This window comes from Martelella sp. FLE1502 (genome assembly GCF_053484255.1).
The window spans coordinates 67,146-79,537 of the sequence record NZ_JBAKFQ010000021.1; the positions used below are offsets into that span (position 1 = coordinate 67,146).

Below are 12,392 nucleotides of genomic sequence, written 5' to 3' on the forward strand. Positions count from 1 at the left end.
CGAGCAACCTCCCCCGCCCGCCTACGTCCACCAGCTCCGATCGCCGGCAACGCCGTGGGCCAGCACCTTGCGGACCGCGTCCTCGGTGAGCGGGGCGGGATTGTTGAGTACCAGCCGGGTGGCCTTCACCGCCGAGCGGGCGATCTGGTCGAAATGGCGCTCCTCAATCCCGAGCGATTTGAGTTCCAGCGGCGTGCCGGTCGTCTCCAGCATCGCCTCGATCCTCTCGATCGCGGCCCGGCCGTTTTCCTCCGGCGAGGCGGCACTGTCGGCGACATCGAGGCAATGTGCGATCTCCGCGAACTCAGCAGTCGCATAAGGCAGGTTCAGCCGCATGACATAGGGCAGCAGCGCGCCGACGCCGAAACCGTGCGGGGTGTGGCCGATCGCCGCCATCGGGCTCTGGATCGCATGGGCGGCCGCCGTGCCGGTCGTGTTGATCGCCATGCCGGCGCAGTAGGCGGCGAACATCACATCCGAACGCGCGGCGAGATCGGCGGGGTTTTCGACCACGCGTCCAAGCGAGCGGTTCATCAGCCGCAGGCCCTTTTCGCAGAACATGTCGGTGATGCGGTTCTTGCCGACATAGATCTGGGTCTCGATCTGCTCCGGCGTCGGGTTCTTCGGCTTTGCGGTAAAGGCCTCGACCAGGTGCGACAGCGCGTCGGCGGCGGTCGCCGCCGTCAGGCCGGGCGGGCAGGTGAGCGTCAGTTCGGGATCGATGATCGCAATCTCCGGCTCGATATGGGCATCGGCGACCGCCATCTTCATGCCTGTCTCCTCGTCGAAGACGATCGCGAGGCTGGTGACCTCCGCCCCGGTTCCGCCGGTGGTCGGCATGGTGATCACCGGAATGCAGGGGCCCGGCACCGCAAATTCGCCGAAATAATCGCGCACGTCGCCGCCATGGGCGAGCACGGCCGATGAGGCCTTGGCGAGATCCATGCAGGACCCGCCGCCGACGCCGATGATGACATCGACAGCGCCCGCCATCTCCGCGACTTCCATGACGTTGCCGCGCGGCAGGTCCGGCTCGGCCTGATCGTAGACCGTGACCGCGAGGCCGCGTTCGCGCAGATCGCTCGCAAGCGCTGCGAATTCCGGTGTCGTCGCCATGCGTGCGTCTGTCACCACCAGCGCGCGGGTCCCGAAGCCGCGTGCATAGCGGCCGAGCTGCCGACGCTGGCCGGGTCCGAACAGCACCGTTTTCGGCTGGCGCACGAGGCCGAGCCCCAGAACATTCTCCATCGCCATCAGCTCAGCGCCTCGTTGACAGTGACCGCCATGTATTTCTGCTCCATGAATTCATAGATCCCCTCCTGCCCGGCCTCGCGTCCGATGCCCGAGGCCTTGGTGCCGCCGAACGGCGCCTTGGGATCGGCCATGATGCCGCGATTGATGCCGACCATGCCGAATTCCAGCCGCTCGCCGAAGGTCAGCGCCCGCGACAGATCCCTTGTAAACACATACGAGGCCAGGCCGAAATCGCTTTCATTGGCAAAGGCGAGCGCGGCTTCGGGACCATCGACCGAAAAGATCGCGGCGATCGGCGCGAACAACTCGTTCGAACACATCACTTCGTTGCGGCCCTCAAACCGCACCACCGTCGGCTCGAAGAAATAGCCCTCGCCCGCCACCGGCTTGCCGCCGGCAAGCAACTGGCCGCCGGCATCGGTAAGCTGCTTCAGGGTCTCGCCCAGCCGGTCGCGCTGCTTGGCCGAAATCATCGGCCCGACATCAACCGCGCCCATGCCATCACCAACCTTCAGCGCCTTAACCTTGGCCACGAATTTCGCGGTGAATTCGGCCTCCACACGGGCATCGACGATGATCCGGTTGGCGGCAACGCAGGCCTGGCCGGCATTGCGGAACTTGCAGATGATCGCCTGGTCGACGGCGAGATCGATATCAGCGTCGTCGAGCACGATGAAGGGCCCGTCGCCGCCAAGCTCCATCGAACAGTTGAGGATGTTGCGCGCGCCCTGCTCCATCAGCAGGCCGCCGACCCCGGTGGAGCCGGTAAACGAGACCTTGCGCAGGCGCTTATCCTTCAAAAGCGGCTCGGAGACGGCGGAGGACTTGGTGGTGTGCAGCAGATTGACGACGCCTGCCGGGAAGCCCGAATCATGCAGCACCTCGACAAACAGCGCGCCTGTGAGCGGCGTTTCCTGGGCGGTCTTGGTGATCGTGGTGCAGCCGGCGGCAAGGGCTGCGCCGGCCTTGCGCACGATCATCAGCAGCGGGAAGTTCCAGGGCGTGATCAACAGGCAGGGTCCGATCGGCTGATGCTTGACCACGACCCGGAAATCACCGCTGGAACTGTCGCAATAGGAGCCGTGGATATGGGCGCTCTGCTCTGCGAACCACAACAGGAAATCGGCTGACAGCAGGAATTCCGCCCGCGATTCCGTCAGCGGCTTGCCGCTTTCGAGCGTCATGATCTTCGTGAACGCTTCCTCGCGCTCCATCATCAGACGGTAGGCCTTGTGCATGAGGTTGGCGCGGGCGCGCGGCGCAAGCTTTGCCCAGCCGGGCTGGGCCGCGGCCGCGGCATCAAGCGCGGCAAGCGCCTCGGCCGAGGTCGCATGCGACACAGTGGCGACCGGACGTCCGTTTGCCGGGTTCATCACCTGAAACTCTGACGGCCCTTCCAGCCATTGGCCGCCGATATAGAGCCTGCGATCAGGCATCAGGGCCTCGTGATCCGTGGAGAGCGGACTTTGCGTGTTCATGTCATACCATCCTTGGTGAAGCGGCGCTGGTGGCTGCCTTTTTAATATGTTCGTATTACGGTATTATAGGAATATGATCATGACAAGGACATTTTGCGTCATTGACGATAATACCGTAATACCATATGAGTGTGTGAAAGCGAGGTCTGCGGCGCATTTTTTGCCGCCGGCAGAATCAGGCGCAAGACCAAGCGCCGGCTCCGCGACCCGCTTAAAGATAAAGACCGGCGCGCGCCTTGCCGCCGCAAGATTTGACGAGAATGGGAGGTTTCATAATGAACGCGGTATCGCACAAACAGCTTGAGCTCGATGTCGCCATCATCGGCGCGGGCGTCGGCGGGCTCTACGCGCTGCACAAGACGCGCAATGTGCTCGGCATGAAGGCGGAAGCCTTCGATGACGCCGGCGGGGTTGGCGGCACGTGGTACTGGAACCGCTATCCCGGCTGCCGGGTCGATACCGAATCGACCGTCTACACCTATTCCTTCGACCTCGACATGTTCCAGAACTGGGAATGGTCGGAGCGCTACGCCAAACAGCCGGAAGTGCTGAACTATCTGAACGCGGTCGCCGACAAGCACGACCTGAAGCGCTCGATCCACTTCAATACCCGCATCGCCCGCGCCGAATGGAAAGAGGACGAGGGCCGCTGGCTGCTGACCACCACGGACGGCGACACGGTGAAGGCGAAATATGTGATTGAGGCCGTGGGGCTTCTCTCCTCCTCCTATGCCCCGCAATTTCCCGATCAGGAAAAGTTCAAGGGCGAGGTCCTGCTCGCCTCTAAATGGCCGGACACCGCGCCCGACCTGGAGGGCAAGCGCGTCGGCGTCGTCGGAACCGGCTCGACCGGCATCCAGATCATCACCGCGCTCGCGGACAAGGTCGGCCATCTGCATGTGTTGCAGCGCACCGCTCAATGGGTGGTTCCGCTCGGCATCGGCCCCTTCCCGGCCGAGACGCGCGAGAAGATCAAGGCCGATCCGCACGGCTTCCGCGACTGGGCGCTGAGCACGGCTGCGGTTTTCGGCTTCGACGAAAGCACCGTTTCCGCGCTTGAGGTGGATGAAGAGGAGCGCCGCCGCGTTTATGAAAAGGCGTGGAAAAAGGGCAACGGCTTCAGCTTCCTGCTCGAAACCTTCTCCGATATTCCGGTCACAGCCGAAGCCAACAAGACGGCGACAAACTTCATCAAGTCCAAGATCGACGCCATCGTCAAGGATCCCGAGACCGCCCGCAAGCTGACCCCGCGCGACTATTACGCCAAGCGTCCGCTGGCCGCCGACAATTATTACGAGACCTATAACCGCGACAATGTCACGCTTCATGACGTCAAGGCCGAGCCGATCGAGCGCTTTACCGAGAACGGACTGATCGTCGGCGGCAAGGAGCTGGAACTCGACGTGGTGATCATGGCGACCGGCTTCGACGCCATGACCGGCAACTACCTGAAGATCGAAACGATCGGCCGCAACGGCGTGCGCCTGAAGGATGTTTGGAAGAACGGTCCGCGCGCCTATGCCGGCATGTCGATCGCCGATTTCCCCAACCTTCTGATGGTGTTCGGTCCCTTCAGCCCGTTCACCAGCCAGCCGCTGGTGCATGAATGGCAGGTCGATTTCCTGTGCGACCTGATCGAACAGGCAGAGAAGGGCAACGGCATTATCGAGACCACCAAAGAGGCGCAGGACGACTGGGTGCGGGTGTGCCAGGAAGGCATGGCCGGCACTCTGTTCGAGGTCACAGACAGCTGGATCAACGGCGCCAACATTCCCGGAAAACCACGAACCTCGATGTGGTACATGGGTGGCATGGGCAACTACATGACCGAGATGAACGCCATCCGCGACGACAATTACCGCGGTTTCGAGGTCCGCTGATCCCGGTCGCCGCGGTATTGTCCTCCTCCTCCGGGACAATGCCGCGGTGAGCCTCCGGAAACCGTGACCCGCCATACCGATTATTTTCCCGCCATCAATATTCCTGTTACAAAATGCGTATAGTAGGCGCAATTCAGGAGATTTCGGGAGCATCGGGTGAACCGTGTGGAAGGCATTCTGAGCGGCATTGCTTCACGCATGGCCGCGGCGCGGTTCGTGTTGCTTGCAACGACGGCGGTGGCGCTGCTTGCGCTTTTTTATGGCGCGCTTCCGGCGCTTGCCGTCATTGCCGCCTGGCTCGTCATCTGCATTGCCGCCATTGCCGGCATCCGCCCCCGGATAGCGGCTGAGGAAGAGGCCGTTCCCGACAGTCTGGAGACCGCGCTTGCCTTCGATTTCGGCGATCTTCCCGGACTGCTCGATGAAATCGACCTCGCCATCTATCTTATGGCGCCCGACGGCACGGTGCTGTTCCAGAACCGCTCGGCGGGCGACACGTTCGGAAAGTTCCCGCTCGGCTCGCACATCTCGGCGCGGATGCGCGCGCCCGGCGTACTCGACATCATCCGCGATACACTGGCAAACGGCAGGGTCAACCAGATCGAATATTCCGAACGGCTGCCCTCCGAACGCGTCTACCTGGTGCGCAGCGCGCCGGTTTCCGATGCCGAAAAGCCGGTGTTCATGCTGGTGCTGCGCGATGTCTCCGAGGCCCGCCGGATCGATCGCATGCGCTCCGATTTCGTTGCAAACGCCAGCCACGAACTCAGAACCCCGCTCGCCTCGCTGCGCGGCTATATCGAAACGCTGCAGGGCCCGGCCAAGCATGACGTCAAGGCGCAGGAACGGTTCCTGCCGATCATGCTCGATCAGGCGACAAGGATGAGCCGCCTCGTTGACGATCTGATGAGCCTGTCGCGGCTGGAGGCCAAGGCTCATCTGCCGCCGGACCAGACGGTCACGCTCAACGCCCTGCTCGGCCATGTCCGCGACAGCCTGCTGCCGCTCGCCGAGGATCTGGAAGTATCGATCCACCTGTTCATGCCCGAGGAGCCGGTGACGGTGAACGGCGACAAGGACGAGTTGGTGGAAGTGTTCGAAAACCTGATCGAAAACGCCTGCAAATACGGTTCCGAGGGCGGCAAGGTCGAGGTCTATCTCAAGCCCCTCTCTCCCTCCGGCGCCGAGGTTTCCGTGGTCGATCACGGCCCCGGCATACCCTCCGAACATGTGCCGCGACTGACCGAACGCTTCTATCGCGTCTCGGTCGCCGACAGCCGTTCGAAGAAGGGCACCGGCCTTGGCCTCGCGATCGTCAAGCATATCCTCACCCGCCATCGCGCCCGGCTCTCGGTCAAATCCGAAGTCGGTCAGGGCACGACCTTCACCGTCCGGTTCTGACGACGTCGGCAAAGTGAAACCCTTATGTTTTTCATAGGCATAGACTGTCATAAAACTGAAATAAAAATGACATAAAACCGGGGCAACCCGACGAGGGTCCTGCAAAGCCGCAAGAGGCGAGCCCAGCCATGAAGCCATTCATCCTGCCGATCGTCGCGCTTTCCGCCGCGCTTGCCTTTTCCGCGCCGGCGCTGGCGCGCAGCCAGATCCAGATCGCCGGCTCCTCCACCGTGCTGCCCTATGCCAAGATCGTGGCGGAGACCTTTGGCGAGATCTATCCCGACTACAAGACGCCGATCGTGGAATCGGGCGGCTCGTCGGCGGGGCTCAAGGAATTCTGCAAGGGCGTCGGCCCGCGCACCATCGACATCGCCAATGCCTCGCGGCCAATGCGCGAGGGCGAGCGCGAAAACTGCGCCAAGAACGGCGTCACCGGCATTTCCGAGATCGTGTTCGGCTATGACGGCATCGTGTTCGCCACCGACGCCGCGATGGAGCCCATGGCCCTGACGCCGCTCGATCTTTACAAGGCGCTCGCCGCCGAACTGGTGATTGACGGCGAGCTGGTGCAAAACCCCTATACCCGCTGGGCGCAAGTCAATCCGGCGCTGCCCGATGTCGAGATCACCGCCTATATTCCCGGCGAAAAGCACGGCACCCGCGAAGTCTTCGAGGAAAAGGTGCTGGCCGTCGGTTGCGAGGAAGCGGGCGCCGTTGAATTTCTCACGGAGCAATTCGGCAAGAAGCAGGGCGAGAACAAATGCATCGCTGTACGCAAGGACGGCCGTGCCCCAGGCATCGACGGCGACTACACCGAAACGCTGGCGCGGGTTGCCGCCAACCGTTCGGCGCTCGGCGTCTTCGGCCTGTCCTTTTACGACAACAATACCGACAAGCTGAATGTGGCGACGATTGACGGCGTCACGCCGACGCTCGAAACCGTCGGCTCAGGCGAATACCCAGTGTCGCGGCCGCTCTATTTCTACGTCAAGAATGCCCATGTCGGCGCGATTGCCGGCCTCAAGGAATATGTCGATTTCTTCCTCTCCGACGACATGGCCGGGCCCTATGGCCCGCTTGCCGAATATGGCCTTGTGCCGGCCTCCGAGGCCGAACGCGCGGCAACCAAGGCCGCTTTCGATGCGAGCGTAACGGCGCAGCAGACGCAGTAGCGCCGATGTGAATTCAATGCCCGCCGGTGGCGGGGCAATGGGGTTCAAGCCCCGGATGGTCCGAATATGCATGTGTTTTTGATCATACTGGCGCTCATCGTGCTGTTTGGCGCAGGCGGCTTCTTCGCAGCCCGCGCGAAAGCCTATGCGCTGGCCGATGCCGGGCGAATCAACTCCCGCCCCAGCCATCACGCAAGCTTCGTGACGATCGCGACCGTCATTCCGGCCGTGCTCCTGATGGCGGTGTGGATGGTGGCGAGCCCGCTTCTGATCGGCGCGGAAATCCGCGAGGATTTCCCCGAAAGCGTGAAGGAACAGCCGGCCTCGGCCCAGAGCCTGACCTTCAACACCGTCACCTCCGTCGCCTACGGTCTGCGCCAGCTTCCCGAGACGGCGCGCGAACGCGTCGCGGAAGATTCCAGCCAGCTTCGCGCGGTGCTGGCGAAAAGCGGCATTCCGCTGGCCGCCAATCCGCAGCCCTTCGTGCTCAAATCGGCGGAGCGGATGAACGCGCTTTCGGCAAAAAGCAGCTACGCCATGGCGGCCGCCGTGCTGGCCGTCGCGCTCGTCTCGCTGGCGCTCTCCTTCCGTGCGGTCAAGCCGCAGTTCCAGGCCCGCAACCGGGTCGAGCAGGTGGTGCTGGGGGCCCTGCTTCTCGCCTCCACCATCGCGATCCTGACGACCGTTGGCATCGTGCTGTCGATGCTGTCGGAATCGCTGCGCTTCTTCGCGCAGGTTTCGCCGATGGATTTCTTCTTCGGCACGGTGTGGGACCCGCGCTTTGCCGCGGCCGGCGAAACCGCCTCGCCCGGCCAGTTCGGCCTGATCCCGTTGCTCGCCGGCACGATCTATATTTCCGTGGTGGCGATGGCGGTGGCCGTGCCGATCGGGCTTTATGCCGCAATCTACATGTCGGAATATGCCAGCGGCCGGCTGCGCGCGATCGCCAAGCCGCTGCTGGAGGTGCTCGCCGGCATTCCCACCATCGTCTACGGCTTTTTCGCGCTGATCACGGTCGGCCCGCTGCTGCGCGATATCTCGGTGGATCTGAACGGACTTTTCACCGGCAATTACCGCAATTTCATCGAGGCGCAGTCGGTGCTGACGGCCGGCGTGGTGATGGGCATCATGCTGATCCCGTTCGTCTCGTCGCTCTCCGATGACATCATCAACGCCGTGCCCGACAGCCTGCGCAAGGGCTCGCTCGGGCTCGGCGCGACGCAGTCGGAAACCATCAAGCGTGTGGTGCTGCCGGCGGCGCTGCCCGGCATAGTCGGCGCGCTGCTTTTGACCGCCTCGCGCGCGATCGGCGAGACCATGATCGTGGTGCTCGCCGCCGGCGTCGCCGCCAATCTGCAGATCAACCCGTTCGAGCCGATGACGACGGTGACGGTCAAGATCGTCAACCAGCTCACCGGCGATCTCGAATTCAACACGCCCCAGACGCTGGTGGCCTTCGCGCTCGGGCTGACGCTGTTCGTGATCACGCTCTGCCTCAATGTCTACGCGCTCTATGTCGTGCGCAAATACCGGGAGCAGTACGCATGAGCGAGACCTTCTCCAATCCGAACGAGGCGGAGGATTTCCGCCGCAGGGTCACCGAGACCCGCCGCAAGGGGCTGAAACGCCGCCACCGCGCGGAAAAGCGCTTCCGCGTGTTCGGCTTCCTCGCGATCTTCGCCGGCCTGTTCTTCCTGGCGGCGCTGCTGTTTTCGGTCGCCGGCAAGGGCTTTTCCGCCTTCCAGCAGACCACGATCACGCTGCCGATCACGTTTACCGAAGCGGTGGTGGACCCGGATGGTCTGCGGGATGAAAATCCGCGCCTGCTTCTGACGGTGAACTATCCGGCTCTGGTGCAGGACGCGCTGGCGAAAACGCTCGGTCTCGATCCGGCCAACGCCGCCGAGATGCGTGAAGCCATGCGGCTCGTCTCGCGCTCGGCCCGCGTCGACCTGCGCGACGTGGTGATGGACGACCCGTCGGTGATCGGAAAGACCGTTGACGTGAAACTGCTCGCCGCCGCCGATATCGATTCCGCCAACAAGGGCCAGATCGACCTTTCGCTGCCCGAAACCAGTCGCCGCGTCTCGGATCAACAGGCCGCCTGGATGGCGGAGCTGAAGGCGGAGGGCCGGCTGCACAAGAGCTTCAACACCGGCTTCTTCACCCATGGCGCGTCCTCGCGTCCGGAATCGGCGGGCATCGGCGTCGCCTTTGTCGGCACGCTCTACATGATGGGTATCGTGCTTGTGCTGTCGTTGCCGCTCGGCGTGGCGTCGGCGATCTATCTCGAGGAATTCGCGCCGAAGAACCGGTTCACCGATGTCATCGAGGTCAATATCAACAACCTCGCCGCCGTGCCGTCGATCGTCTTCGGCCTCTTGGGCGTGGCGCTGTTCATCGGCTTTCTCGGCCTGCCGCGCTCGGCCGCACTCGTTGGCGGGCTGGTGCTGACGCTGATGACGCTGCCGACGATCATCATCGCCACTCGCGCGGCGCTGAAGGCCGTGCCGCCTTCGATCCGATCGGCCGCGCTCGGCGTCGGCGCGTCGAAAATGCAGGCGGTGTTCCACCATGTGCTGCCGCTTGCCATGCCCGGCATCCTGACCGGCACGATCATCGGCCTTGCCCGCGCGCTTGGCGAAACCGCGCCGCTGCTTTTGATCGGCATGGTCGCCTTCGTCGCGGATTATCCCTCAAGCCCGCTCGATCCCTCGACGGCGCTTCCGGTGCAGATCTACATGTGGGCGGGCGAGGCTGAGCGCGCCTTCGTGGAGCGCACCTCGGCGGCGATCATCGTGCTCCTGGTGTTCCTGATCCTGATGAACCTGACCGCGGTCATTCTCCGCCGCCGCTTCGAGCGGCGCTGGTAGGAGACGACAATGACCCTTGATGCGAAAAGAACAATGAGCGGAAACATGAACGAACAAAGCTACAAGATGGTCGGCAAGGATGTTTCCGTCTATTACGGGCAGAAGCGGGCGCTGTTCGACGTCAACCTGAATATCCGCCGCAATGCCGTCACTGCCCTGATCGGCCCGTCGGGCTGCGGCAAGTCGACCTTTCTGCGCACGCTGAACCGCATGAACGACACGATCGACAATTGCCGGGTGACCGGCACGATCACGCTCGACGGCGAGGATATCTATACCTCCGGCATCGATGTGGTGGAGCTGCGCGCCCGCGTCGGCATGGTGTTCCAGAACCCGAACCCGTTTCCGAAATCGATCTATGAGAACGTCGCCTACGGTCCGCGCATTCACGGGCTTGCCCGCCACCGCGCCGATTTCGACAGGATCGTGGAGACCAGCCTGCAGAAGGCGGGCCTGTTCAACGAGGTCAAGGACCGGTTGCACGAGCCCGGCACCAGCCTTTCCGGCGGCCAGCAGCAGCGGCTCTGCATCGCCCGCGCCATCGCCGTCAGCCCCGAAGTGATCCTGATGGACGAACCCTGCTCGGCGCTCGACCCGATCGCCACCGCGCGCGTGGAAGAACTGATCAGCGAGCTGAAGCAGAACTACACCATCGTGATGGTGACCCATTCGATGCAGCAGGCCGCGCGCGTTTCCGAGCGCACGGCGATGTTCCATCTCGGCTACATGGTCGAGGAGGACGACACCGACACGATTTTCACCAATCCCGCAGATAGCCGCACCCAGGACTACATCATGGGCCGGTTCGGTTAAGGAGACGCACAGATGGCACACTCGCATATCATATCGGCCTTCGACGAGGAGCTGAAATATCTCCAGCGCCGGATCTCTGAAATGGGCGGCATGGCGGAAGAGATGGTCTCGCAATCCGTCGTGGCGCTGGTCAACACCGATACCGAACTCGCCGAAAAGGTGATCGCCGAGGATCTTGCGCTGGATGATGCCGAGCGCGAGGTCGGCGAAAAGGCGATCGTCACCATTGCGCGGCGCCAGCCGGTGGCCGCCGACCTGCGCGAAATCATGGGCGCGATCCGCATCGCCGCCGATCTGGAACGCGTCGGCGACATGGCCAAGAACACCGCCAAGCGGGTGATCTCGGTGCAGGGCACCGGTGTGCCGCGCAAGCTTGCCCACGGCATCGAGCACCTGTCGGAACTGGCGCTGCTCCAGCTCAAGGAAGTGCTCGACGCCTACACCTCGCGCCAGGCCGACAAGGCTAACTCGATCCGCGAGCGCGACGAGGAGATCGACGCGATCTACACCTCGCTGTTCCGCGAGCTTTTGACCTACATGATGGAAGATCCGCGCAACATCACCACCTGCACGCATCTTCTGTTCTGCGCCAAGAACATCGAGCGCATCGGCGATCACGCCACCAATATTGCAGAAATGATCTACTACATCGCCACCGGCTCGCAGCCGCAGGGAGAGCGCCCGAAGGACGACATGTCGCCCTCGGTCGGCTCCGGCGAAAGCAAGTCCTGAAACCATTTGACAGAGGCACGAGATGGTTCCGAAGATTGCAGTTGTCGAAGATGAAGAAGCGCTGAGCGTTCTGCTGCGCTACAACCTTGAATCGGAAGGCTATGAAGTCGAGACGATCGCCCGCGGCGACGAAGCCGAACTGAGGCTGCAGGAACGGGTGCCGGACCTCCTGCTGCTCGACTGGATGCTGCCCGGCGTTTCCGGCATCGAGCTCTGCCGCCGGCTCAGGATGCGGCCCGAGACCGAGCGCCTGCCGATCATCATGCTGACGGCGCGCGGCGAGGAAAGCGAGCGGGTGCGTGGGCTTGCGATCGGTGCCGACGACTATGTCGTCAAGCCGTTCTCGACGCCGGAGCTGATGGCCCGCGTCAAGGCGATCCTGCGCCGGGCCCGGCCGGAAGTGCTCTCCAGCGTACTCAAATGCGGCGATATCGAGCTTGACCGCGAGACCCACCGCGTCCACCGCAAGGCCAAGGAAGTCCGGCTCGGGCCGACCGAGTTCCGGCTGCTTGAATTCCTGATGACCTCGCCCGGTCGGGTATTCTCCCGCTCCCAGCTTCTCGATGGCGTCTGGGGCCACGATATCTATGTCGACGAACGCACCGTCGACGTCCATGTCGGCCGCCTCAGAAAGGCGCTCAACTTCTCGCAAATGCCCGACGTGATCCGCACCGTGCGCGGCGCGGGCTATTCGATGGAGGTGTGAGAGGACCCGCATGGCCGGGCCTCTCAGCCGTCCCCTTCTCCCCTTGGGGAGAAGGTGGCCGAAGGCCGGATGAGGGCAAGCGG

10 protein-coding genes are annotated in these 12,392 nt (G+C 63.2%); 8 read left to right on the forward strand and 2 right to left on the reverse strand.

What is annotated here, in order from left to right:
- Positions 1-21: 21 nt before the first annotated feature.
- Positions 22-1,254 (reverse strand): iron-containing alcohol dehydrogenase, encoded by a 1,233-nt coding sequence (locus V6767_RS16740; protein WP_448474508.1) that lies wholly within the window; start codon positions 1,252-1,254, stop codon positions 22-24.
- The gene (locus V6767_RS16745; RefSeq protein WP_448474509.1) at positions 1,254-2,732 is read right to left on the reverse strand and encodes an NAD-dependent succinate-semialdehyde dehydrogenase; all 1,479 of its coding nucleotides are present in this window, start codon (positions 2,730-2,732) and stop codon (positions 1,254-1,256) included. Before V6767_RS16745 ends, V6767_RS16740 begins: the two co-directional genes overlap by 1 nt.
- A 275-nt stretch (positions 2,733-3,007) precedes the next feature.
- On the opposite strand from V6767_RS16745, the gene V6767_RS16750 reads away from it, so the two are divergent.
- From V6767_RS16750 to phoB, 8 genes are all read left to right on the forward strand, one after another.
- A complete protein-coding gene (locus tag V6767_RS16750) occupies positions 3,008-4,612 on the forward strand; it encodes a flavin-containing monooxygenase (protein WP_448474510.1) in 1,605 nt (534 codons plus the stop codon).
- A gap of 165 nt (positions 4,613-4,777) precedes the next feature.
- Positions 4,778-6,013: a phosphate regulon sensor histidine kinase PhoR gene (gene phoR / locus V6767_RS16755; protein ID WP_448474516.1), complete on the forward strand. Its 1,236-nt coding sequence runs from the start codon at positions 4,778-4,780 to the stop codon at positions 6,011-6,013.
- Positions 6,014-6,141: 128 nt separating this feature from the next.
- Complete coding sequence (locus V6767_RS16760; protein WP_448474511.1) at positions 6,142-7,185, forward strand: PstS family phosphate ABC transporter substrate-binding protein; 1,044 nt, start codon at positions 6,142-6,144, stop codon at positions 7,183-7,185.
- Between the two features lie 66 nt (positions 7,186-7,251).
- Positions 7,252-8,733 (forward strand): phosphate ABC transporter permease subunit PstC, encoded by a 1,482-nt coding sequence (gene pstC / locus V6767_RS16765; protein WP_448474512.1) that lies wholly within the window; start codon positions 7,252-7,254, stop codon positions 8,731-8,733.
- Positions 8,730-10,058: a phosphate ABC transporter permease PstA gene (gene pstA / locus V6767_RS16770; RefSeq protein WP_448474513.1), complete on the forward strand. Its 1,329-nt coding sequence runs from the start codon at positions 8,730-8,732 to the stop codon at positions 10,056-10,058. Before pstC ends, pstA begins: the two co-directional genes overlap by 4 nt.
- A gap of 9 nt (positions 10,059-10,067) precedes the next feature.
- Positions 10,068-10,871, forward strand: coding sequence for a phosphate ABC transporter ATP-binding protein PstB (gene pstB, locus V6767_RS16775; RefSeq protein ID WP_448474514.1), 804 nt, complete (start codon positions 10,068-10,070; stop codon positions 10,869-10,871).
- Positions 10,872-10,883: 12 nt separating this feature from the next.
- Positions 10,884-11,603 carry a phosphate signaling complex protein PhoU gene (phoU, locus tag V6767_RS16780; protein ID WP_448430528.1) on the forward strand — a complete coding sequence of 240 codons (720 nt, stop codon included), beginning with the start codon at positions 10,884-10,886 and terminating at the stop codon, positions 11,601-11,603.
- A 22-nt stretch (positions 11,604-11,625) separates the two neighbouring features.
- Entirely contained in the window at positions 11,626-12,309 is a 684-nt protein-coding gene (gene phoB, locus V6767_RS16785) for a phosphate regulon transcriptional regulator PhoB (RefSeq protein WP_230720124.1), read from the forward strand.
- Positions 12,310-12,392 lie beyond the last annotated feature (83 nt).